The 23,213-nt window shown below is 29.6% G+C and carries 23 protein-coding genes; 16 read left to right on the top strand and 7 right to left on the bottom strand.

The features are described 5' to 3' along the window. Positions 1-74: 74 nt before the first annotated feature. The 9 genes from EYW44_RS16385 (at position 75) to EYW44_RS16345 (ending at position 6,761) form a co-directional block, all read left to right on the top strand. Positions 75-410 carry a nuclear transport factor 2 family protein gene (locus EYW44_RS16385; protein ID WP_132725041.1) on the top strand — a complete coding sequence of 112 codons (336 nt, stop codon included), beginning with the start codon at positions 75-77 and terminating at the stop codon, positions 408-410. 14 nt (positions 411-424) lie between these two features. After that, positions 425-1,276, top strand: coding sequence for an enoyl-CoA hydratase/isomerase family protein (locus EYW44_RS16380; RefSeq protein WP_132725039.1), 852 nt, complete (start codon positions 425-427; stop codon positions 1,274-1,276). 131 nt (positions 1,277-1,407) lie between these two features. Then, the gene (locus EYW44_RS16375; RefSeq protein WP_132725037.1) at positions 1,408-2,487 is read left to right on the top strand and encodes a bestrophin family protein; all 1,080 of its coding nucleotides are present in this window, start codon (positions 1,408-1,410) and stop codon (positions 2,485-2,487) included. 124 nt (positions 2,488-2,611) lie between these two features. Further along, positions 2,612-3,835, top strand: a complete 1,224-nt coding sequence (locus tag EYW44_RS16370) for a GTP-binding protein (protein WP_132725035.1) — start codon at positions 2,612-2,614, stop codon at positions 3,833-3,835. A 79-nt stretch (positions 3,836-3,914) separates the two neighbouring features. Further along, positions 3,915-4,382 (top strand): hypothetical protein, encoded by a 468-nt coding sequence (locus EYW44_RS16365; RefSeq protein WP_132725033.1) that lies wholly within the window; start codon positions 3,915-3,917, stop codon positions 4,380-4,382. Between the two features lie 17 nt (positions 4,383-4,399). Then, positions 4,400-4,897: a hypothetical protein gene (locus EYW44_RS16360; protein WP_132725031.1), complete on the top strand. Its 498-nt coding sequence runs from the start codon at positions 4,400-4,402 to the stop codon at positions 4,895-4,897. A gap of 45 nt (positions 4,898-4,942) precedes the next feature. Next, positions 4,943-5,398 carry a DUF4174 domain-containing protein gene (locus EYW44_RS16355; RefSeq protein ID WP_132725029.1) on the top strand — a complete coding sequence of 152 codons (456 nt, stop codon included), beginning with the start codon at positions 4,943-4,945 and terminating at the stop codon, positions 5,396-5,398. Positions 5,399-5,552: 154 nt separating this feature from the next. After that, on the top strand, positions 5,553-6,416 hold the full coding sequence (locus tag EYW44_RS16350) for an SDR family oxidoreductase (protein WP_132725027.1): 864 nt from the start codon (positions 5,553-5,555) through the stop codon (positions 6,414-6,416). After that, complete coding sequence (locus EYW44_RS16345; protein WP_243643684.1) at positions 6,417-6,761, top strand: DoxX family protein; 345 nt, start codon at positions 6,417-6,419, stop codon at positions 6,759-6,761. 83 nt (positions 6,762-6,844) lie between these two features. Here the strand turns inward: EYW44_RS16345 and EYW44_RS16340 are convergent, their stop codons facing one another. Continuing rightward, positions 6,845-8,053: an NAD(P)/FAD-dependent oxidoreductase gene (locus EYW44_RS16340; protein WP_132725025.1), complete on the bottom strand. Its 1,209-nt coding sequence runs from the start codon at positions 8,051-8,053 to the stop codon at positions 6,845-6,847. Then, positions 8,050-8,979 carry a GYDIA family GHMP kinase gene (locus tag EYW44_RS16335; protein WP_132725023.1) on the bottom strand — a complete coding sequence of 310 codons (930 nt, stop codon included), beginning with the start codon at positions 8,977-8,979 and terminating at the stop codon, positions 8,050-8,052. The genes EYW44_RS16340 and EYW44_RS16335 overlap by 4 nt, the downstream gene beginning before the upstream one ends. A gap of 289 nt (positions 8,980-9,268) precedes the next feature. Between EYW44_RS16335 and EYW44_RS16330 the strand changes: the two genes are divergently transcribed. Continuing rightward, positions 9,269-9,451: a hypothetical protein gene (locus EYW44_RS16330; RefSeq protein ID WP_132725021.1), complete on the top strand. Its 183-nt coding sequence runs from the start codon at positions 9,269-9,271 to the stop codon at positions 9,449-9,451. A gap of 112 nt (positions 9,452-9,563) precedes the next feature. On the opposite strand, the gene EYW44_RS16325 is transcribed toward EYW44_RS16330, so the two are convergent. Further along, on the bottom strand, positions 9,564-11,297 hold the full coding sequence (locus tag EYW44_RS16325; RefSeq protein WP_132725019.1) for a hydroxymethylglutaryl-CoA reductase, degradative: 1,734 nt from the start codon (positions 11,295-11,297) through the stop codon (positions 9,564-9,566). Positions 11,298-11,446: 149 nt separating this feature from the next. On the opposite strand from EYW44_RS16325, the gene EYW44_RS16320 reads away from it, so the two are divergent. The 4 genes from EYW44_RS16320 to EYW44_RS16305 all read left to right on the top strand — a co-directional run bounded on the left by EYW44_RS16320 (position 11,447) and on the right by EYW44_RS16305 (position 17,283). After that, a complete protein-coding gene (locus EYW44_RS16320) occupies positions 11,447-13,639 on the top strand; it encodes a S9 family peptidase (protein WP_207893805.1) in 2,193 nt (730 codons plus the stop codon). 19 nt (positions 13,640-13,658) lie between these two features. Beyond that, positions 13,659-15,077 carry a peptide MFS transporter gene (locus EYW44_RS16315; RefSeq protein WP_132725015.1) on the top strand — a complete coding sequence of 473 codons (1,419 nt, stop codon included), beginning with the start codon at positions 13,659-13,661 and terminating at the stop codon, positions 15,075-15,077. Positions 15,078-15,099: 22 nt separating this feature from the next. Further along, entirely contained in the window at positions 15,100-16,674 is a 1,575-nt protein-coding gene (locus tag EYW44_RS16310; RefSeq protein WP_132725013.1) for a peptide MFS transporter, read from the top strand. Between the two features lie 93 nt (positions 16,675-16,767). Beyond that, the gene (locus EYW44_RS16305; protein ID WP_132725011.1) at positions 16,768-17,283 is read left to right on the top strand and encodes a thioredoxin family protein; all 516 of its coding nucleotides are present in this window, start codon (positions 16,768-16,770) and stop codon (positions 17,281-17,283) included. Between the two features lie 11 nt (positions 17,284-17,294). Here the strand turns inward: EYW44_RS16305 and EYW44_RS16300 are convergent, their stop codons facing one another. The 4 genes from EYW44_RS16300 to EYW44_RS16285 all read right to left on the bottom strand — a co-directional run bounded on the left by EYW44_RS16300 (position 17,295) and on the right by EYW44_RS16285 (position 21,229). After that, positions 17,295-19,328 (bottom strand): ComEC/Rec2 family competence protein, encoded by a 2,034-nt coding sequence (locus tag EYW44_RS16300; RefSeq protein WP_132725009.1) that lies wholly within the window; start codon positions 19,326-19,328, stop codon positions 17,295-17,297. A gap of 562 nt (positions 19,329-19,890) precedes the next feature. After that, entirely contained in the window at positions 19,891-20,508 is a 618-nt protein-coding gene (locus EYW44_RS16295) for a hypothetical protein (protein ID WP_132725007.1), read from the bottom strand. 45 nt (positions 20,509-20,553) lie between these two features. After that, positions 20,554-20,787 carry a hypothetical protein gene (locus EYW44_RS16290; RefSeq protein ID WP_132725005.1) on the bottom strand — a complete coding sequence of 78 codons (234 nt, stop codon included), beginning with the start codon at positions 20,785-20,787 and terminating at the stop codon, positions 20,554-20,556. Positions 20,788-20,860: 73 nt separating this feature from the next. After that, complete coding sequence (locus EYW44_RS16285; protein ID WP_243643683.1) at positions 20,861-21,229, bottom strand: MotA/TolQ/ExbB proton channel family protein; 369 nt, start codon at positions 21,227-21,229, stop codon at positions 20,861-20,863. Positions 21,230-21,429: 200 nt separating this feature from the next. Here EYW44_RS16285 and EYW44_RS16280 point away from each other — a divergent pair, with 200 nt between their 5' ends. After that, positions 21,430-22,512, top strand: coding sequence for a sensor histidine kinase (locus EYW44_RS16280; RefSeq protein ID WP_132725003.1), 1,083 nt, complete (start codon positions 21,430-21,432; stop codon positions 22,510-22,512). Then, complete coding sequence (locus tag EYW44_RS16275; RefSeq protein WP_132725001.1) at positions 22,502-23,212, top strand: LytR/AlgR family response regulator transcription factor; 711 nt, start codon at positions 22,502-22,504, stop codon at positions 23,210-23,212. The genes EYW44_RS16280 and EYW44_RS16275 overlap by 11 nt, the downstream gene beginning before the upstream one ends. Position 23,213: the final 1 nt, after the last annotated feature.

Raw genomic sequence — 23,213 nt, 5'->3', positions numbered from 1 at the left:
ATCTTTTTTTCTTACTAAATAGTAGGTGCACCTCTAAAATAACTTTGCAACGTAAAGTTTAATAAACACCTATTATGAAAAATCCACAAAATGTATTTGAAAGCCACATGAAGGCTGTCGATACTTTAAATCCAGCAAAAGTTCTGGAAGACTACACGGATGATGCTTTGTTTATAACTCAGGATAAAACCTACAAAGGTTATGAAGAAATACTAGAATTCTATGAAGCTTTTCTTCCAAAATTTGAAGGTTTTGAATTCAATACTATCAAACAAGAAACAAACGACAACATCGTCTACTTTGTTTGGAATGGAGAAAACACACACATAAATGTGCAATTAGCCACCGATACTTACATTATTGAAGAAGGTAAAATTAAACAACACACATTCGCAGGAATTATTAATTAAAATTAGAATAAATTATGGACTACAAGAATTTTCAAACATTTACAGCTGAACAAAAAGGCGGTATTTTATATGTAACAATTAATTTTGGACCAGTTAACGTTCAAGGACAAGAAATGTTAGCAGATTTAAGCAGCCTTTGTTTACGTTTAGAGCGTGACAGAAGCGTTAAGGTTGTGGTATTTCAATCTTCTAACGAAGGTTATTGGGTATGTCACTACGACACAAACTTATTAAGAGACATGTCTGAAGAAGTTGTGCCTAGAAACGAAGTTAAATTACTTGACTTACAAGCTGTTTTAGAAAGATTAAGCAACGTACCACAAGCTACTATTGCAAAAATTGAAGGTTTTGCCAGAGGTGGTGGTCATGAAATGGCATTGGCTTTAGATATGCGTTTTGCTACAAGAGGTAAAGCTAAATTTATGCAAATGGAAGTTGGTATGGGAATTTTACCTTGTGGTGGTGGAGCTTCTCGTATGGCAAGACAAGCAGGACTTGGGAAAGCTTTAGAAATTATTTTAGGTGCAAGAGATTGGGATGCTGATGAAGCTGAAAAATTTGGTACAATTAACAAAGCTTTAAATGCTGATGAAATTGGTCCTTATGTAGATACTTTAGCGGAACGTATTGCTAAATTCCCTGCAGAATCAATTGAAGCATGTAAGCGTGCTGTATATGCATCTATCGATTTACCAATTGCTGACGCTTTAAAAGAAGAAGCATACCAATTATATCAGGCTACTAGTAAAACTCCAGCTATTAAGCGTTTTACAATTGCTGATGAAAACGGTGCTCAATTTGATCATGAAAACCAAAAGAATTGGGAAAACATGTTAATCGATTTACAAGAAATTCAAAGAGATTAATTCAAATTAATATTTAAAGATGCTCTTATCAGAAGAGCATCTTTAAACACCTACTCCTCTTCTTTTCTAAAAAGAGGAAATATTTTCAATACATCCTATGTAGTAAAAGCTACTGTAAAACAAAAGTAATCATGTACACAAAAAAGAATTATACCATTAAACGAATGCTAAGTTGGACCCGAAGATATATTTATATTTTCCTTTTAACATCTATCATTCCTGTAACTCTATATGAACTTTTAGATTGGAAATGGTTGCACTTACCATGGTTACCTATAGGACTTGTGGGTACTGCTTTAGCTTTTATTATCGGATTTAAAAACAATGCTTCTTACAATCGTTTATGGGAAGCCAGAAAAATATATGGAGGTATTGTAAATGCTTCAAGGTTATTCGCTACTATGACCAATGATTTTATTACAAATGAGTTTACCAATAACAAAAAATCGGACGCTGAGTTTTTTCAAATAAAGAAAACAATCATCATGAGACATGTAGCTTGGATGACTTCTTTAAGACATGCTTTAAGAGTAAAAAAGCCTTGGGAAACTACCTACAGTAATAAATCGGACCAAGAGGTGATGAAAAAAATGCATATTCAGGAATATGAATATACTTTATCAGAAGAATTAGATGATTATTTAAATTCAGAAGAAAAGCAAGAGGTACTAAGTAAAACTAACAAACAGGCAGCTTGTTTAAAATTACAATCAAATCATTTTAAAGAATTAAAATTAGCAGGTTTAATAGATGATTTCCGTCATATGGAGTTTAAAAAGATGATTGAAGAGTTTTTTACACTTCAAGGAAAAGCAGAGCGTATTAAAAACTTTCCTTATCCAAGACAATTTGCAACTCTAAACCTATTTTTTGCATGGATTTTTGTAGCACTACTTCCTTTTGGGTTAATGAGTGAATTTGATAAAATTGGTCAATCATTATTGAATTATGAAAGTCAAAGTACCATTCAAAATATTATTGCTAATAATTTTGTTTGGCTAATCATTCCTTTTAGTATTATCATTTCATGGATTTTCTTTACCATGGAACGTATTGGCGATGTTTCTGAAAATCCTTTCGAAGGAATTGCTAACGATGTACCAATTACCACCATTTCTAGAGGTATAGAAATTGACATTAGAGAAATTATAGGAGATCATAAAAATGATATTCCTAATCCTCATCCAGAGTATGAACATACACAAATGTAACGTATTTCAATCCCTTTCTTAGTTTATCAATATCTCTTCCTTACCTATAAACTTCCATTAAAGCAATCAAATTGCATTAATAAAAGTTTATAGGTAAATTTGTATTCACAAAAAACTAGCAGAGATGAATAAAAAACTACCAGTAACAGTTTTAAGTGGTTTTCTTGGAGCAGGAAAAACTACTTTATTAAATCATGTATTACACAACAAACAGGGATTAAAAGTAGCTGTTATTGTAAATGACATGAGCGAAGTAAATGTTGATGCAGCATTGGTGAAAAGTGAAAATACACTATCTCGAACTGAAGAGAAATTGGTAGAAATGAGTAATGGTTGTATTTGCTGTACATTACGAGAAGATTTGATGGTAGAAGTTGAACGATTGGCTAAAGAAGATCGTTTTGATTATTTACTTATTGAAAGTACTGGTATTAGTGAGCCTGTACCTGTAGCTCAAACTTTTTCTTTTGTAGATGAAGAAAACGGAATTGATCTTTCTCGTTTTAGTTATATTGATACGATGGTTACTGTGGTAGATGCTTTTAACTTTTTTAAAGACTTCGGTAGTCCAGAAACTTTAATCGATAGAGAGTTAACAAATATTGAAGGTGATTTTAGAACGATTGTTAACTTATTAACTGACCAAATAGAGTTTGCCAATGTTATCATTTTAAATAAAACTGATTTGGTTAGTAAAGATCATCTTGGTGTTTTAAAAGCTGCTATTCAAAAATTAAATCCTTCAGCTAAAATATTAGAATCTAGTTACAGTAAAGTAGCTCCTAGCGAAATTTTAAATACTGGATTATTTGATTTTGAAGAAGCTGAACAAAGTGCTGGCTGGATAGAGGAATTAAATAAAGAAGAACATACACCAGAAACTGAAGAATATGGTATTGGTTCTTTCGTATACCGTAGTAAAAAACCATTTGATCCAGAACGTTTTTGGAATTTTATACAACACCAATTTCCTGATAATGTTATTCGTAGTAAAGGATTATTTTGGTTATCATCTAGACCAGAACAAGCTTTGGTTTGGGGACAAGCTGGTGGTTCTTTAAAAGCTGATAGTGCTGGTGTTTGGTGGGGAAGCATGTCTTATGAAACCCGAAGTAACAATTTAACTTTCATTGAAAATCAAGATATCATTGAAGAAAATTGGCACAAAGATTTTGGCGATAGAAAAAATGAAATTGTATTTATTGGTCAAGATATGGCTGAAGAACAAATTAGAGAAAATCTTGATGTATGCCTTTCTACTGATGAAGAGTTAGCTTCTGGAAAATGGAAAAATGGTTATGATGATAACTGGTCTATTGAAAGAGTGTATGCTTACGATGATGAGTAATTGACAAAAAATTATATAAATTTACAATAGAGAAACAAAATTGTTTCTCTATTTTTATTTCGCCTATAAAAAACTAGATATGAGAAAACTAATTTTGCTATTATCCATTGTAATATCTTTTTATGCATGTTCAAATAATGATAATTGTTGTGTTAATATAGATACCAACATCACCATTAAATATTTGAATGAAGAAGGTAAAAACTTATTTGAAATTGAAAATGGTTATAAAGAATCCGACATTAATATTTACCATAAGATTAATGGAGAATGGAAAAAGTTTTACGATAATAAATTAGACACTCCAAAAGGCATTTCAGTTATTGAAACTGAAAATGGAACATTATTGTCTCTTTCTCCGAGTTTAACAACAGATCAGAATAGCTATTCTGAAACAAAAATTGAATTCTCAAATACTGATGCAGATATTGTAAAAGCAGCTATTGAAAATAGTAATAACAATACGATTGTTACCAAAGTTTGGTACAATGATATTTTAAAATGGGATACTTCTAATACTAATAGAACCATTGAAATAGTTAAATAATAGTATTTGATTTTAAAATGGAAGAAATTGGAATTGAAGCTAAAGTAGAAAGAATTGAATTAGTTAAATTCATTCATTCTTTATTCTCTCATAAGCAATTAATCAATTGGGAAGGAAACTTTGAAAAAACATTCGTGTTTGATGGAAATAAAAACTCTGAAATCAAAGATACAGATGAAGTTTTTTCTGCTTTTGCTTTACAAATTGAAAAATATAAAAGTGAATTCCCTACTGTAATTACGTTATTAAGAACTGATGAGCTGCACTCTGAACACAGAGCATTATTTTTAGCATTAAAATTATCAGAAAAATTTAACTGTAAAACGATCATTAGTGCTCCCAAAGAACTAGCAAAACACCCTTATGTTTCATTAATTATTGATAACGGAAAAATATTTGAAGCTGATGATGAAGGTACTTTCTGGGGTGATGGTGTTGGTACTGAAGTAAAAATTATTAAAGAGATAAAATTTAAACATTATAACTTTGATCCATCAGGAAACATAATACTTTAAAATTAATTAATTTTATAGAACATTTTACTGTAAACTTAAAATTCCATGAACATTAAATTATCAATACAGCTAATAACACTTATAATTACATGTGCTATTACTACAAAAGTTACTGGACAAGATTTAAAAAAGCACAAATGGAACAATCGAATTTTGATTATTAAAACTACCGACCAAAATTCTATCAAATACACCAAACAAATAAAAGAATTTACAAACTTAAATACCGAATTAAAAGATCGAAAATTTGTTTTGTATTGGATTACCAACAATAACTTTTCTGCCGTTAACTATTTAAATGAAAAACTAAACTATTCTAATAAAATAACTGAAAGGTTTGCTAAGAGAACTCTTAATAAAAAAGAGCCTTTTGAAATTATTTTAATAGGATTAGATGGAAGAAAAAAACTCAAACAAACACAAGTGCTAACTAAAGAACAACTTTTCTCAATTATTGATGCTATGCCAATGAGAATTAATGAAATGAAGAATAAAAAATAGCTTCTCTCCTTTTTTAGAAAAAATAACTTCTAAATTTTAACACTAACTTTCTTCAAAAAAACACAAAGCTAAATGGAATAATTATTCCAAATTAGTATCTTAGTATTATCGTTTAAAAGAAAAAACTACTTAGTTCCCTATTAAATCAATCAAAATGAAAAAAAACATTTTAATCACTGGTACATCTACTGGTGTTGGATTTGAATCTGCTATTTTATTTGCAAAAGAAGGTTTTAAGGTTTATGCTAGTATGAGAAACCTTGAAAAGTCTAATACATTACAACAAAAAATAACAGAAGAGAATCTTAATATCGAAATCATACAACTGGATGTAACCGATAACAATTCTATAGAAAAAGCTGTAGATTATATTACAGTTAAAGATGGTAAAATTGACGTTTTACTTAATAATGCAGGAGCAGGATTTGCCAAAACATTAGAACAATCCTCTGAAGAGGAAATAAAATGGGTTACTGATGTAAATTATTTTGGTGTTATAAGAACTACAAAAGCTGTTTTACCAAAGATGCGTGAAGCTAATACAGGACATGTTATTAACGTAACATCTGTTGGAGGTCTTGTTGGACAACCTTTTAATGAGTTGTATTGTGGTGCAAAATTTGCTGTTGAAGGTTTTACTGAAGCGCTTGCTTCGTATGTATCACCTTCATTCGGAATTAAATTTTCTATGGTAGAACCTGGAGGTATTGCAACTTCATTTATGGAAAATGCTGTGGCAAAAACAGTCAATAATAATGGAGAAATGGCCACAGGTGATTATGCTCCTATTTTTCAGAAATATTTAGAAGGAGCTCAAAGTAGAGCCACAAGTGAAAACACCTCTCCCTATCAAACTGGAAAAGAAGTTGCTGAAATAATTTTAGAAGTCGCTAAAAATGAAAATCCACCTTTAAGAATTCGAACTTCTGAATGGGCTGAAAACATGTGCAATTTAAAAACCAAATCCGATCCAGACGGTACTCAATTAGTAAATCAAGTAAAAGAATATTTTTTATAAATGATGTATTTAATTTACTGTATTTCTACATTTATTCTTGCTACTTTTTTAATGTTAAGTTCTTACATGTACTTTTTTAGTGAAAGCACTATAAATGGCTTAAAAGACTTGGGATTTCCTAATTTTTTTAGAATTCAATTAGGCGTATTAAAAATATTTGCTGTAATTACTTTTCTTATTCCCAAAACCCCGAATATTATAAAAGAATGGACATATGCAGGAATCGCTTTTTTCTTAATTACAGCTTTAGTAGCACACATTGCTCATAAAGATTCAATAGTTAGTACGTTTGCTGTACTTGTACTATTCTTTATCTTAGGTATATCGCACTATTCTATGTTTTAGGATAATGGTACATTTAAAATTTAAAAAAATATCGACAACTAGAAATTCTTTAGTTTTCGATATTTTTTCTTTAGATATAATAACTATTCACTAATTGCACTGGCACAGATAAAACCTCCAGTCCATGCATTTTGAAAATTAAATCCGCCAGTTACAGCATCAATATTTAAAATTTCTCCCACAAAAAACAAATTAGAATGTAATCTACTTTCAAAACGTTTGAAATTAATCTCTTTTAAATCGATACCACCAGCAGTAACAAACTCTTCCTTAAATGTAGTACGCCCATTAGCATTGAAAAGTCCATTAGTAAGTTCATTTGCTAATTTCTGAAGTTGTTTATTACTTAAATCTCCCCAATTTTGAGTTTTATGAATCTGTGCAGCAATTACCAAACGTTCCCATAAACGTTTTGGAATTTCTGAAAAAGGCGATTTTACAATCAATTGTTTTTTAGCTTGCTCTTTTTTTAGCTGAGTTAATTTTTCTGTAATACTATTGATATCTTGTCCTAACCAGTTTACTCTAATATTATATTGATAATTTTTATCGGCCAAAATACGAGCACCATATGCCGATAATTTTAAAATTGCTGGTCCACTAAGTCCCCAATGCGTAATTAATAAAGGACCTGAATTCTCTAATTTAGTATCAACTAGTTTTACAGCTGCATTTGGTACAGATAATCCAAGCAAATCTGTTAATCTAGGATCTTTAATATTAAAAGTGAATAATGAAGGAACTGTAGGAATAATTGTATGCCCTAAATCATTAGAAAATTCCCATATTTTTTTACTACTTCCAGCTGCAATCACTAATTTATCTGCTATAAATTCTTTTTCCTTTGTTGTAACAATCCATTCTTCTCCATTGGGTTTAAATGAAGTAACCCCATGATTAGTTAAAACCTTAATATTTAATTTTGAAACTAACTTTTGAAAACAATCTATAATAGCTTGTGAGGTATTTGCTTCTGGAAAAACACGATTATCTACTTCTATTTTTAAAGGAACTCCCCTATTTTCAAACCATTCAAAAGTATCACCAGTCATAAATTGGTGAAATGGTCCTAATAATTCTTTCTTTCCCCTCGGATAAAATTTAACCAACTCTTTTGGTTCAAAGCAAGCATGTGTTACATTACATCTTCCTCCTCCTGATATTTTAACTTTTTGCAAAACATCTTTACCTTTCTCTAAAATAGTAACATCTAAATCCGAATTTTGTTCTTTAGCGTTAATCGCTGTAAAAAAACCAGCTGCTCCTCCTCCAATAATTATTACTCTCTTCATAAAATCATTTCATTATAAGATAGTACTGTATCAAATCCCTTTTCGTTAAAATAAGTAGGTGTTTTCTTGTTACCTGTAGCTAAAATAAAATCTCCTCCCCATGCTCCAAGACTTTTAACTTCACCAAAATAATCAGAAAACAATCTATCTTTCACTGGTTCTAATTTAATTATAGAACTGATAAGCTTCTCGTGTTCAACAATAATTTTATTTAAATCTACAGTATTATTGGCTTCTGAAAAAGCTTTAGTTAATTCTGATATACTATTAATTTCTGTCTGAATATTTGCATTATTCTTTCTGTACTGAGCTATTCCTTCTCTACTATTTTGTTTTTGATTTAAGTAAACAAAAAATAATTCATCTTTAAAAACAGGATTAAAATCAACTGTTTCTACAATTGGCTTTTTATTTTGTAGCTGATAAAAAATAGGAGAATTATTCTGAGCACAAGCAATATCATAACCACTTCCCGAAAAAGCATTCCAAAGTAAATCAAACGGATTTACCTTAGCCCAAGAAGCTATATTATTAATTAAAGTAGAAGAACTTCCCAATCCCCAATGTTGAGGAAAACTTAAATTTGTTTTTACTACAAAACCATGATCTACCTGTAAAAACTCAGGATTCATTTTTCTTGCCTCTTCTAAAATATTCAATAACGTTTCCGCAATCATTTCTGAACTTCCTTCTTTATCAGAATTAAATGTAGCAGATGTTAAGCGTAGCTTAGATAAACTAAAAGAAGCTTCAAACCAACAATTTCCTTCGTCAGTAAAGCTTCCCCAAATTAATTCAGGCTCTTTAATTGATTCAATAACTAAATCTTGTCCATATTTTGTAGGAACTGCCAATGAGGTTGCTCCATCTAAAACTACATATTCCCCTGTTAAAAGTAGTTTTCCGTTTGAATAATGTTTTTTCAAAATAAATTATCTGCTAGATTAATAGATGAATTAACAAAAAGCATTGTTTCTTGATAGCTTAATTCGACAAAAGTAAAAATTAAAAAACAGTTTTATAACCTATATCTATATAATCTATTTTTCATTGGTAATCTAAATCATCAATTTGTAATAACATTGAAAAATAATTGAACTATAGAAGAAAAAAAATGAAACTACGTATTAACATTTTTTGATTTTAAAGAACATAATAATGAATACTTCAAAAAAAGGTATTCAAATTCATATTATTAATCAATAAACAAAAATTATGTTAAAAAACATTTTAAATTTAGGAAACGTGGTAGAAATGTCAAAAAATCAGCAAAAAACGATAACAGGAGGTTTGTTACATAAATTAGGATCTAATCCAGATCCAGATCTAATTACAAATTGTGCAGATGATCCAGCGCATCATTGTTGTGTTGAACCTCAGGCTTGCGAGCATGAGTAATTTATAATACATAAGCTATTAAAAAAATCGGAGTAAATGTGATTGACTCCGATTTTGTTTTGATAATTTTATTTTATTATAACCTCTCGACTGCGCTCGAGGAGACATTTTTTCACACTAACCCAAACTGCTTAAAATGATGCGTAAAATGTTTTACTTGAAACTTTTTCCAGTACTCAAAATCTAACTCACCAAAGAAAGGGTGTACCACTGTTCTTTTAGGTTCTTTTTCAAAAACTTCAAAAAACACATTTACTTGATTAATCAAATCATCAATAGCTTCATTTATGGAAGAAAATTGTAATGCCACTGGATTTTCAGATAAAAATGATGCTCTGAAACCAACTTGTAACTCATTATCTGTATTTAAAAACGGTTTTCTTCTTGCTGACTTTTCATCTGAAACAAAAACATCAACCTTCCAGTTTCCATTAGCTATTTGCGTTACTGCACTTAAATGTTCAATCATCTGTTGCGCATTCATCGTACCAAAAGCAGGTTTCATTTCATTATTTAAGGTAGCTAATTGTTTCTTAACTTCATCTTCATTTGCAAAATCTACCCAATTAACTTTTGGCTTACGCAACGATTTAATTTTTTCAACTACAGCACTATGAGAAACAGTTCTACTTTCAAAATACGAACTAATTGTTTCTTTCTCTTCATTAGTTGCGTTATGTTGATTTAAGATATTCATCAAATGCATTTTCATATGTCCATGCTGAATACCTTTAGTTGTCAATGCTCGTAAAGCTGCAAAATTTTGCGCCAATCCTGCTGCTGCAATAATTTGCATTAAAGTTCTTGCACTTGGTTTTTGCATCATATCTAACGATAGTTTAGCCATTGGATGTAAAGCTGTAAGACCTCCAACCGTTCCTAAAGCTAATGGAATTTCAATCCAAAATCTAAAAATACCGTCTTTCACTTCACAGTGTGTCAAACTAGTATATTGCCCATCTCTAGCAGCATATGCATGCGCACCAGATTCTATCGCTCTAAAATCATTACCTGTAGCTAAAACTACTGCATCAATACCATTCATAATTCCTTTATTATGCGTTACCGCTCTGTAAGGTTCTATTTCGGCTATTTTAACAGCTTGTTCAAATTTATGTGCAAACTTTTCAGGATTCTCTCCTCCTAAATCTTTTACAGGACAACTTACTTCAGCTTTGACTATACATTCAGGAACATAGTTTGATAAAATGCTCATCACAATTTCTATATCTTCCTTTTGAAACTTTTTAGCAATTGTTTCCAAACAAGAATTTATAAAATTCGCTCCCATGCTATCCTTTGTTTCAAAAGTAACATGAAGCTGATAGTAATTCTCTAATTTATCTGTTTTATCAACTAATTCAATATCTAAAATACCTCCACCTCTTTTTTCCATATTTTTTGTAATGGAAGCTGTAGCTGCGTATAGTTCTGTTTTATTTTGATTAAAATATGATTCTAAATCACTTTTTTTTCCAGCATATAAAAAATGAACTTGTCCAATTTTTGTAGTACTAATTACAGTTGTTTTAAAACCTCCTCTGGTACTCCAATATTTAGCGACCTTAGAGGCTGCTGCCACTACAGAGCTTTCTTCTACTACCATAGGAACTACATATTCTCTGTTATTAATAACAAAGTTTGGAGCAATACCGTAAGGCATGTAAAAATTGGTAATTGTATTTTCTATAAAGTCATCATGTAACTGTTGTAGTTTCTCATCTACATTCCAATATTGCTTTATAGTTTGTATAATTTCAGGTTGATTGTTAAAATAGTTTTCAGCCAACCAATCTATTTTTTCTTCTTTAGTAAGTTTAGAAAAACCAGAAATAATCTTCGACATTCATCTTGTTTTTATAGAAAACAAAGATAATTCTTTCAAAGTAATAAGAATTTTTAAATGCACTTTTCTGTTAATTTTGAGTAAAATTTATTATTTTTTCGTAAACTTGGCAGTCGTTTTGTTAAATCAACAAATAAATTATTTACTTCATGAAAAAATTATGCTTTTTAGCAATTTTTGGGATATTATTATCCATTAATGGTCAAACAAACTCTACTTCAACGACCGGTAAAAAACAAATAACTTTAGAAGAAATTTGGAACGGAACATTTTCTGCGGATAGAATGAATGCTTTAAATTCTATGAATGGGGATTTTTATTCATTGTTAAACGTTGATTATGCTACTAAAACTACTACTGTAGATAAATATAGTTATACTACACAACAAAAAGTAGAAACTATTGTAAGTAGTAAAGATTTATATGATGTACCTTTCTTTAGCTCTTATTCTTTTAATAATGACGAAACAAAATTATTATTAGGTACCGACTTTCAAAAAGTATATCGTCATTCTTACAAAGGAACTTATTATGTATACGATATAAAATCAAAACAAGTAACATTAATTGGCAAAGGAATACAAGAACCTACTTTTTCTCCTGACAGTAAAAAAGTAGCTTACGCTAAAGAAAATAATTTATTTGTTAGAGATTTAGAAAAGAACAGCGAAGTTAAAGTTACTAATGATGGTAAAATAAATGCTATTATTAATGGTACTACTGATTGGGTTTACGAAGAAGAATTCGGATTTGTAAAAGCTTTTGATTGGAGTAAAGACAGTAACTATCTTGCTTTTTTACGTTTTGACGAATCTGAAGTTGCTGAATTTTCAATGAATGTTACAGGAAACCAGTTATATCCTTCAATGAATACATTCAAATACCCTAAAGCTGGAGAAAAAAATGCAAAAGTTTCATTAAATCTTTTTACGGTTGCTGATAAAAGTGTTAGTAAAATTAATTTAGATGGTTATGAATATATTCCTAGAATTCAATGGACAAAAGAAGCTACTGTTTTATCTTTTACCACTTTAAACCGTCATCAAAATGATTTAAAATTGTATTTCTACGATGCTAAAACAAAAAGCAAAAAAGTAGTTTTAAACGAAACTGATAGCGCTTATGTTGACATACAAGACAATCTTACTTTTTTAGATGATAATAGCTTTATTTGGACAAGTGAAAAGGATGGTTTCAATCATATTTATCACTATGATAAAACTGGAACTTTAAAAAATCAAATTACAAAAGGAAACTGGGATGTTACTAATTACTACGGATTAAACACTAGTAACTCTAAAATTTACTACCAATCTGTAGAAAATGGTTCTATTAATAGAGGTGTTTATTCAATTAATTTAGATGGTACTGATAAAAAATTATTAACTCCTAAAAGCGGACAAAGTAGTGCTTCTTTTAGTAAAAACATGAATTTCTTTATCAACACATACTCTTCTACTACACAAGTTCCTGTGTATGCTTTATACGATGCAACTGGTACAAAAATAAAAACTCTTAAAGATAACTTAGAGTTACAAGTAAAATTAAATGGTTATCAAATGAGTAAAAAAGAGTTTTTTACTTACAACATTAATGGTAACGATTTAAACATGTGGATGATTAAGCCTGCAAATTTTAATCCTTCTAAGAAATATCCTTTATTAATGTTTCAATATTCAGGTCCAGGATCTCAGCAAGTAGCAAATCGTTGGAATGGAAGTAATGATTATTGGCACCAAATGCTAGCTCAAAAAGGAGTTGTAATTGTTTGTGTTGATGGTAGAGGAACTGGTTACAAAGGAAGAGACTTTAAAAAAGTAACTCAAAAAGAATTAGGTAAGTTTGAAGTTGAAGATCAAATTGCCGCTGCAAAGTTTTTTGCAAAAGAATCTTATATAGATGAAAACAATATTGGTATTTGGGGATGGTCTTATGGTGGTTTTATGAGTACTAATTGTTTATTAAAAGGAAATGATGTTTTTACTATGGCTATTGCTGTAGCTCCTGTTACGTCTTGGCGTTTTTATGATACTGTGTACACAGAACGTTATATGACTACTCCACAAGAAAATGCAACTGGATATGATGAAAATTCACCATTAAACCATGCTGATAAATTAAAAGGTAAATATTTAATTGTACATGGTTCTGGTGATGATAATGTTCATCAACAAAATACAATGCGTATGATAAATGCTTTAATCGAAAACAACAAACCTTTCGAAATGGCTATTTATCCTGACAGAACTCACGGAATTTATATGGGGAAAAATACAAGATTACACTTATACAATAAGATGACTGATTTTGTATTGAAAAATTTAAACGTAGATAAAAACTAAAACTAGATAATACTATACAATGAAAGATTCAGTAATTAAACAAAAAGAAATTTTAGGGCATCCGGCAGGGCTTTATGTCTTATTTTTCGTAGAAATGTGGGAACGCTTCTCGTATTACGGAATGCGTGCTATTTTAACTTTATTTTTAGCAGCTCCGGTATTACTCGGAGACCCTCAATCAGGCTACGGATGGTCGAATGCTGAAACACTATCATTTTATGGTACTTATACTATGTTTGTTTATCTAACTTCTATTCCTGGAGGTTGGATTGCTGATAAATTTATTGGACAGAAAAAAGCCGTGATGTTAGGTGGATTATTACTTTGCGCTGGTCACGGTATTTTAGCTATTGATGCACAATGGGCATTTTTTACTGGTCTTGTGTTAATTGTTATTGGTGTTGGTTTTTTAAAGCCTAACATTTCTACAATGGTTGGTGGTTTATATAAGCAAGGAGATGATAGAAGAGATAGAGGTTTCTACATCTTTTACATTGGTATCAATTTAGGTGCTTTTTTAGGTGCTTTAATTGTAGGTGCTGTTGCTGCTAAATGGGGATGGCACTACGGATTTGGATTAGCAGGTATTGGAATGGCTTTGGGTCAATTAGTATACATGTTTGGTTTAAAATATTTAGAAGGAGTTGGTGATTTTTTAGGAAAAAGTGACTCTCCTGATAAAGAATTAATGAAAAAACCTTTAACCGCTGTAGAGAAAGATAGAATGTTAGTTATGTTCTTATCATTCTTAATTATCATTGTTTTCTGGGGAGCTTTTGAGCAAGCTGGTGGTTTAATGAGTTTATACACACAACAAAAGACAGATAGATTACTTTCTTTCTCATTACCTTTTATAGGAAATGAAGTCCCAGCAGCCGTTTTTCAATCAATTAATGCCTTTTTTATTATTGTATTAGGTACTGCTGTAGGTGCTTTTTGGTATAAGTGGGGAAGATCTGGAAAAGAATCTTCTTCTTTATTCAAAATGGCAATTGGAGTTATTATAATGGCTTTTGGTTTTTTCTTTATGAGTAAAGCTAGTATGGAAGTAGTTATGGACGGTGACCAAATAGTTGAAAAATCAGCAATGATATGGTTAGTACTTGCTTATTTATTTCATACTATTGGAGAATTATGTGCTTCACCAGTAGCATTATCTTTTATTACAAAATTAGCGCCAGTTAAATATGCTTCTTTTATGATGGGAGCTTATTTTGCTGCTACAGGTTTAGGAAACAAAGTAGCTGGATTTGTTGGTGAATTGTCTGAAGGAGCAGGAGAATTTCAAGTGTTTACAGGAATTGCTATTTTCTGTACATTATTTGGATTATTAATATTAGCAATATTGAAACCATTGAAAAGATTGACACATGGTGCTGAAGATATTGCAGGAACAAAAAATGAAGAAGCTGAAGGTTTTGAAATAGCTGATAATTAATACTAAATATAATTTTACATAAATGAATACAGATATAGAAAACTTATTTAAAGATAAAGTATTAGGACATCCTGCTGGATTGTTTGTGCTTTTTTTTACAGAAATGTGGGAACGTTTTTCTTATTACGGAATGCGTGCCTTATTTGTTTTATTTTTAATAAGCTCTGTCACTGATGGAGGGTTTGGATGGGCAAAAGCTGATGCATTGTCTCTCTATGGTACTTATACGATGGGAGTATATTTGACTCCTGTTTTTGGAGGACTTATCGCTGATAAATTATTAGGTTACCGATGGGCAGTTATTATAGGTGCTCTTATCATGACCTTAGGACATGCTGCTATGGCTGTTGAAACACCATTATTCTTTTACATAGGTATTGGATGTTTAATGGTTGGTAATGGTTTATTTAAGCCAAACATGACATCGATAGTTTCTAACATGTACAAGAATCACGAAGAAAAGAAAGATGGTGCTTACTCTATTTTTTATATGGGAGTAAATGCTGGTGCCTTTTTAGGTATTATGCTTTGTGGATATATTGGAGAAAACTATTCTTGGTCTTGGGGATTTGGTTTAGCTGGTATTTTTATGTTTATTGGAATGTTACAATTCTATTTTACTCAAAATATTTTTGGTAGCATTGGATTAGCGCCTAAGAAAAAAGAACAAATTAATCTGAACACTATTGGTAAAGACGGAGATCAAGGTTTTGTTGAAGAAATTGAAGAAGAAAACACTTCTTCAAAAGTTGTTTTTGACAGAATGATTGCAGTAGGTGTTTTCTGTATTTTTACAGTATTCTTTTGGGCTGCATTTGAACAAGCAGGTGGATCTATGACTATTTTTGCTGAAGAGTATACTAAAAGAGTTTTAGATGGTACTTCTGGTACGTTATTTAAATATATTGATGCTTTACTTACTATTTTACCTTTAGGTATCATCACCTATGTTTTATATCTTTTATACAAAAAAACGTTTGCTAAGTTTGCTTTAGGTAATATTATTCTTTCTATTAGTTTTATTATTATTTGGGGAATTGTAGCTTGGAAAATCAATAGAGACTTTTCTCAAGAAAGTGTGGAAGTACCTGCTACTTGGTTTGGTATTTTAAATTCTTTATTCATTATTACTTTAGCACCTTTATTCTCTAAATGGTGGGAAAGTAAATACAACATGTCTGGTCCTTTAAAATTCGGATTAGGATTACTTTTATTAGGTTTAGGTTTCGGATTTTTATCAATGGGATCACAAGGAATTGTTGCTGGTGAACCTGTTGTAAAAGTTAGCATGTTCTGGTTAATCGCTGCTTATTTATTCCATACAATGGGTGAATTATGTATTTCACCAGTAAGTTTATCATACATAAGTAAACTTGTACCAGCTAAATGGATTGGTTTTATGTTTGGTGTTTACTACTTATTTATTGCAATGGGTAATAAATTAGCAGGTACTGTAGGTAGTTATATCGAAGAAATAGAAAAAGCATATTCTATTTCTGGTTTCTTCTTAATTTTTACAGTAATTCCAATTGTAGCTGGATTAATTATAGCAGGTTTAAACCCTATAATGAGAAAGTTAATGCACGGTGTAAAATAAAAATAATCACTTTATTTATAATAAATTAACCTATCAAACAAAATTTGATAGGTTTTTTTGTAAATTTGGAATACTTATTGAGACTTACGTAGTATGAGAAATATTTTTTTAGTAGCTGTTTTCATTTTATCAGCAATATCGGCAAAAGCACAAGACGTAAACTGGTTATCTTTTGAAGAAGCCATAAAATTAAACAAAGCAACACCAAAACCAATCTTAGTAGATTTATATACTGACTGGTGTGGTTGGTGTAAAAGAATGGATGCTAGCACATATAAAAATGATGTGATTGTAAAATACATTAACGATAACTTCTATGCTGTAAAAATGGATGGTGAAGGCAAAAAAGATATTACTTTTAAAGGAAAGACTTTTAAGTTTGTTCAACAAGGTAGAAGTAAGTATCATGAATTAGCTGCAGCTATTATGAACGGAAAAATGAGTTATCCTTCTACTGCATTTTTTAATGCTGAAGAACAAATGATTCAAGTTGTACCTGGTTACTTAGACAAAGTAAAGTTTGAAAAAATATTAGCTTACTTTAGTGGCGAAGCATACAAAAGCACTCCTTGGGCAGATTTTGAAAAGAATTTCAAGAGTTCTTTATAAACGATAAAGAATTAATATTTCATAATATAAGCACCATTTTCACCTGTATAGTGAAATGGTGTTTTTCCTTTTTTACAGGTTTCCTTCCATTGCTTTACATAGCTTTTATAATTACTTCCATCTGCAACAATTTGATCAGGACTTACCTCTTCTAAAAATCTACTCAAATTTATTTTTGGTGAGTGCTGTAATACAACAATCGTTTCTTTCAATTTCTTTTTTGGATAAACACCTAGACTATCTATAAACAATACTGTTTTAGTTTCAATATTTAAAACTGAATAGTCTTTCGACTCAACTACTAAGGTTTGAGCTTTTCCATTCATAAAACTAAGTAACATTTTATCTTTTTGTATTGTTTCTTGTTTATCTGACTTTCTAATAATTTTTAACGAATCATTCTCCCTTATACCCACTAAACTTTTTCTACTTTTATGAAAAACTATGAATTCTTTTGTTTCTTGGTTTTCATAGGTATCCTTGAAAGAAACTATCTGAATAAAAAGTATTGAACTTAAAAAGTAAATTATCCATTTCGCTTTTTTATCCTTGAAAAACTGATACAGTGAAATAATACACAAATACCATACAATTATTCCTAAAAATGATACTGATATTTGCTTTAACACAAAAAACTCTTGATTACCTATCCAACTGACAATAACATTCATCAGCTTTATAATAAAGCTATATAATGATACAAACAATGTAGGCAAATAATTTATTAGAGATAAAATGATAATGAAAAAACCAAAGGTTAAAATACTCCCCAAAAAAGGAACTATTAATAAATTAGACAACCAAAATAAACTAGGGAACTGATGAAAATAATACAAACTCAAAGGTAGTACTCCAACCTGAGCTGCTAAAGATACCGAAGTTAACTCTAGCCCCTTTCGTAAAAAATAATTTTTAGGCGTTACAACCACATGAAAGAAAATAGGCTGTAAATAAACTATAGAAAATACAGCGAGATAACTTAACTGAAAACCTACATCAAATAAAAACATCGGATGTATTAACAACAAGAAAAACATCGAAGAAATTAAAGAATGTTCTGACGCATTTTCTCTTTTCAACAATTCACCAAAAGCCACAAACGAAAACATAGTAACACTCCTAACTACAGAAGTGGCTAACCCCGTTAAAAAAGCAAACATCCATAAAACAACTATTACTAAAACAGTCTGTATTAACTTACCTTTATTCAGATAACACAAAGGTTTTGTAAAAAATAATAACAACATATACAATATACCTATATGCAAACCAGAAATTGCTAAAATGTGAATTGCTCCTGCATTTATATAAGTTTCTGTTAGCTCTTGTGATATGTGTTGTCTATCCCCTAGTAAAATAGCATTAATAATAGCTAACTCATCTTTTAAAAACTTTTCTTCGAACAATCTTTTTTGAATTTTTTCTCGAATACTTAACGCTAAACTTTGTAAAGAATTAGCACTTCCTTCTAAAATTTTATAATCGTTACTCTTTAAATATATCTGATGGTAAATACCTTTTTTATTTAAATAATCTTTGTAGTCAAATTGATTGGGATTTAAGGGTGATCTTACCTCTTGAAGTAAAGATGTAGTAACTATCAGATCGTTAATTTTCGGTAAATCTGACAAGGAATCTTTCTGGATGCTCAAAATAACTTCACCTGAGGTCAAATTATCACCTACTCTTTCCACTAAAGCTTCATATCTCGAACTAAACGTATTGGATTTAATCTTTTTAAAAATCTTTAAAACAACTCCAGCATCTTTTTCATAAAAATTAAGGTAATAGTCTTTTTTATAAGTTGGATTAGAATGATACGTAGCAAAAACTCCAATCAAAAGAAAAACTAAAGAAACTAATATTTTAAAGGATGTTTGCTTTTTTAAAAGATGAGTAAAAATTAATACAATAAAGAAGATTGCTTGAACAACAAAGAAAACATACAATTCATAACTCCACAAACCGATGTAAAACTCTATTAAAATACCTGCAATTAAGCACAGCAATAAATGGAAAGGTATATACCTTACTAACTTTTTCATAACACAGCTAAGTTATAAAAACTTTGCTTTACAAAACAAAACTAGTTAGTTTTTAATATTCTAGAAACACAAAATATTATACAAACGTTTTTTTAGTGTAAGTAATCTAGAATAAATACGGTTCTTCTCTTTATAGCAAAACAAAAAAGTGATTTAATTAAAAAATTAAACCACTTAAAAGTAAAAAATATTTGGGATTATTTATCAATCTCTACTATTAAAAGAGACCAATGCTGTTTTACCCTAACTTATAACGAATAATTTTACAATTATTTCATTATCAATTACGGTTTTTATTTTGTCTAGTAAAACTGTTGATTGTTATTCGAGAAAAATCTTAGCTCTTTTTCTTCAGAATGCTTCTTATTGTGAATTGATAAAAGAAAGAAAACACTCTTGTTCTTTTCGTTTTTCATTTTTTGGGATTATAATTTGCTGCAAATATAATGCACATTCAAATCAATACCATAAACTTTAACTTATACTAAATTATCAAAGGTTAATTAAATTATTGCTACTACAAACCTGCTTGACTTTTTACAACGAGTTATGTTTTTAAAGTTTAGTAATTCATAACTGTACCATAATACAACAACTGAAATGTTTTAACATCTAACAATAAATAATTCATAGCCATCATCATTCCATAATTAGATTTGTCGTAAAACAAGTAATCGAAATAACTAATTTTATCCTCATTATGATAAAAATCGGCATTTGTTTTAAAATGTTCTTCGTAAAAATTTTCTAACTGAGATAATCTGTGTACGTTGATTCTTTTGGAGTGTATATATAAACTATCAATTTTAACTCTTAAAGAATCTCCTTTGATAGTTAACCCCCCACTTTCCTTAAAAATGAGGTTTTTGTAATGATTTTTATCTAGTAAATCATATAAAACCTGCTCTCTATTTACCTCTTCTTGAGTATTTTCTATGTACTTAGTGATGTTGTTGGATAATCTATTTAACTCTCCAATCATAACTTTAGTTTTCTGAAACATTAATGGCTTCTCTTCAGCCTGTTTTTCAAAAAACTCAGTTCTACCTTCAATAACATCACTGCTAATTTTAATAGCTTTTTCTATGGAGTAATGAGCTGTATATGTGTTGTATTTGTGCTGAGCACTTAATGAAAAGCTAAATAAAAAAAGGGGAATAAAAAACTTTTTAAACAACATACACATTTTGATAAAGAAACTAAATATACAATTTAGTTTTTTAAATTATGCTAAAACTCCTCTATGAGGTTTTAAAGCATCTCTATATGTTTTCATATTTACCTCATCTACAATAATAAAAGCAATGGTATGCATTTCATTAACAGTTTCATGATTCACTTCATGATAAGGTAAATTGTCTATTTGAGTAAACTCTTTTAAATGAATACAATGATGTTTTGCTGTTTCTAATGCATCTGGACCTTTAAAGTCCCAAATAAGTTTTATCTTTCTGTTCAAGGTATCTCTTTTTAGACCGCTAAAATACCTAATTTAAAAACAAGGGGATGTTCCCCTTGATTCTTTTTCGCGTTTACTTTTTCTTTAAAACCAAAATAATAATTCCTAATCTAGCTATTAAAAAGGCAAACATTCCAAAAACAGGAGATAACAACCCTACTTTTAATCCACCTGCTATTACCTGACTACTTACATCATTTGCTATGGAAATAGCATCAAAAGCACCTATCAAACCAATCATCATTCCTAAAAAACCCCATACCAAAGCTAATAAACCAACATGCGATATCAAATCCTTAAACTTTCCGTTTTCATCACCTTTCAAAAAAGCATATACGGTTAAACCAATACAAATTAGTAACATTAATAATATTGGATAAGAGTTACCTGAGCCTGCTTCACTCATTCTATCTGAAAGCTGTCCGAATAATAAAAAAATCATAGTTCTTAAAATTTAAAAGTTAATATGCCTCAAATCTATGTTACCTTTCTGCAAGCTTTAAATAAAATCGACCACTTACCTATTCAAAACATAAAACTACCAATTTTTGAATACTTTTAGCAAATACGTAGTTTAGCTATTAAAATGAGTATTCTGTCGCATTTTATGCTGGTTAAGATAAAAAAATCGATATTGCATTAATGGTTTCATTTAAATCAATTATTAAAACATTAGGCATACTCACTATTCATATATTATTTTGGATAGGTGTTTACTTTTTCTATACTTATTTTTTAGGATACGGTACCAGTAACATTGCTTATGTAAACAAGTTTTCATTGTTTTTAATGCCTATTACAATATGTATTAGTTATTTTTTTCTGTATTTCCTTATCCCTAGATATTTACTTCAAAAAAAGTTAGGCTTATTTTTTCTTTACACCGTTTATACTTTTATCATCTCTTCTTTTTTTATTGTTTTATCTATTTTATATGGTATTGTTTTTTGTCATCATTTAACTACAAACAATGCTTCTCCGTTAACCAAAACATTACCTTTTATAATTTTTAGTGTGTATTTTATTGTTTTGGTAGTAATAATTCTCGGACTTTTAATTCATAATTATAAATCGACAATTAAAAATGAAGATCTAAAAAACAAATTTCTAAAAACTCAACTTCAATTAAAAGAACAAGAATTACGCTTTTTAAAAATGCAAATCCACCCACACTTCTTGTTTAATACACTAAACACTTTGTATGGTTTTGCTTTGAAAAAATCGGACACTGCTCCAGAAATGATTTTAAAACTATCCAACTTATTAGATTATATTTTATATCAGGTTGAAAAACCTTTTGTGCTGTTGAAAAATGAAATACAACACATTGAGGATTATATTACCCTTGAAAAAATGCGTTTTCATGATACTTTAGATGTTTTTTTGAATGATCAAACACCTAATAAAGATATTGAAATAGCTCCTATGCTACTAATTCCTTTTATTGAAAACAGCTTTAAACACGGAACTATTATAAATGGGAAACTAACTGTAAAAATTAACATAAGTCTGATTGATAATTTATTAATCTTTTCAGTTCAAAACACTTTCAAAAAAACGCATAAAACTTCTGAAGGAATTGGATTAGAAAACATTAAAAAACGATTAAATATTGTGTATCCATCTCCTGCACATTCTCTGTCTATTACTAATGATAACGATGTTTTTAAAATTTTACTAAAAGTGCAAACCGACCAATTAAAATCTATAAAAAATGGACACTAATATTAACTGCATTATTGTTGATGATGAGCCAATGGCTAGAGAAATTATAGCTTCATACATTCAAAAAATTCCTCAGTTGACATTAATTAAATCGTGTTCCAATGCTATGGAAGCTTTTAATCTTTTGAATACACAACAAATAGATTTATTGTTTTTAGATATTAATATGCCAGAAGTATCTGGTTTATCTTTAGCGAAATCGGTTAACAAAAAAACTAAAATCATTTTTACAACTGCTTACAGAGAGTATGCTGTTGATGGTTTTAATTTACAAGCAGTTGATTATTTGTTAAAGCCTATTGCTTTTGATCGTTTTTTACAAGCCATCAATAAACTATTTGAAATTTCTAATACTAAAAGCAATACTCCTGCTCAAGAAAACGCGCTCAATAATTTCATTTTTGTAAGAGCTGACAGAAAAATGGTTAAGATTAATTTTGAAGAAATACTTTATATAGAAAGCTTAAGTGATTATATCAAAATTCATACGATCAATAAAACAATTACTACTAGAGAAAGTATTAGTAATATAGAAACTAAATTACCTTCGTTTAGCTTTTTAAGATCTCATCGTTCTTATATAGTTTCCATTTCAAAAATAACTTCTTTCACTAATGAATATATCGAAATTAACAATAAAGCCCTACCTATTAGTAGAAGTTATAAAGAAAGTGTATTACAAAAATTAGCTGAAATGTAAG

This window comes from Tenacibaculum sp. M341 (assembly GCF_004337695.1).
Lineage (GTDB): Bacteria > Bacteroidota > Bacteroidia > Flavobacteriales > Flavobacteriaceae > Polaribacter.
Note: the sequence above shows the minus strand (reverse complement) of the source record. Positions and strands in the feature narration are given on the sequence as shown.

Bases quoted from the DNA above. Each gene is read 5' to 3' on its own strand.
- EYW44_RS16385 (WP_132725041.1), top strand. From the start codon at position 75: ATGAAAAATCCACAAAATGTATTTGAAAGCCACATGAAGGCTGTCGAT.
- EYW44_RS16380 (WP_132725039.1), top strand. From the start codon at position 425: ATGGACTACAAGAATTTTCAAACATTTACAGCTGAACAAAAAGGCGGT.
- EYW44_RS16375 (WP_132725037.1), top strand. From the start codon at position 1,408: ATGTACACAAAAAAGAATTATACCATTAAACGAATGCTAAGTTGGACC.
- EYW44_RS16370 (WP_132725035.1), top strand. From the start codon at position 2,612: ATGAATAAAAAACTACCAGTAACAGTTTTAAGTGGTTTTCTTGGAGCA.
- EYW44_RS16365 (WP_132725033.1), top strand. From the start codon at position 3,915: ATGAGAAAACTAATTTTGCTATTATCCATTGTAATATCTTTTTATGCA.
- EYW44_RS16360 (WP_132725031.1), top strand. From the start codon at position 4,400: ATGGAAGAAATTGGAATTGAAGCTAAAGTAGAAAGAATTGAATTAGTT.
- EYW44_RS16355 (WP_132725029.1), top strand. From the start codon at position 4,943: ATGAACATTAAATTATCAATACAGCTAATAACACTTATAATTACATGT.
- EYW44_RS16350 (WP_132725027.1), top strand. From the start codon at position 5,553: ATGAAAAAAAACATTTTAATCACTGGTACATCTACTGGTGTTGGATTT.
- EYW44_RS16345 (WP_243643684.1), top strand. From the start codon at position 6,417: ATGATGTATTTAATTTACTGTATTTCTACATTTATTCTTGCTACTTTT.
- EYW44_RS16340 (WP_132725025.1), bottom strand. From the start codon at position 8,053: ATGAAGAGAGTAATAATTATTGGAGGAGGAGCAGCTGGTTTTTTTACA.
- EYW44_RS16330 (WP_132725021.1), top strand. From the start codon at position 9,269: ATGTTAAAAAACATTTTAAATTTAGGAAACGTGGTAGAAATGTCAAAA.
- EYW44_RS16325 (WP_132725019.1), bottom strand. From the start codon at position 11,297: ATGTCGAAGATTATTTCTGGTTTTTCTAAACTTACTAAAGAAGAAAAA.
- EYW44_RS16320 (WP_207893805.1), top strand. From the start codon at position 11,447: ATGAAAAAATTATGCTTTTTAGCAATTTTTGGGATATTATTATCCATT.
- EYW44_RS16315 (WP_132725015.1), top strand. From the start codon at position 13,659: ATGAAAGATTCAGTAATTAAACAAAAAGAAATTTTAGGGCATCCGGCA.
- EYW44_RS16310 (WP_132725013.1), top strand. From the start codon at position 15,100: ATGAATACAGATATAGAAAACTTATTTAAAGATAAAGTATTAGGACAT.
- EYW44_RS16305 (WP_132725011.1), top strand. From the start codon at position 16,768: ATGAGAAATATTTTTTTAGTAGCTGTTTTCATTTTATCAGCAATATCG.
- EYW44_RS16300 (WP_132725009.1), bottom strand. From the start codon at position 19,328: ATGAAAAAGTTAGTAAGGTATATACCTTTCCATTTATTGCTGTGCTTA.
- EYW44_RS16295 (WP_132725007.1), bottom strand. From the start codon at position 20,508: ATGTTGTTTAAAAAGTTTTTTATTCCCCTTTTTTTATTTAGCTTTTCA.
- EYW44_RS16285 (WP_243643683.1), bottom strand. From the start codon at position 21,229: ATGATTTTTTTATTATTCGGACAGCTTTCAGATAGAATGAGTGAAGCA.
- EYW44_RS16280 (WP_132725003.1), top strand. From the start codon at position 21,430: ATGGTTTCATTTAAATCAATTATTAAAACATTAGGCATACTCACTATT.
- EYW44_RS16275 (WP_132725001.1), top strand. From the start codon at position 22,502: ATGGACACTAATATTAACTGCATTATTGTTGATGATGAGCCAATGGCT.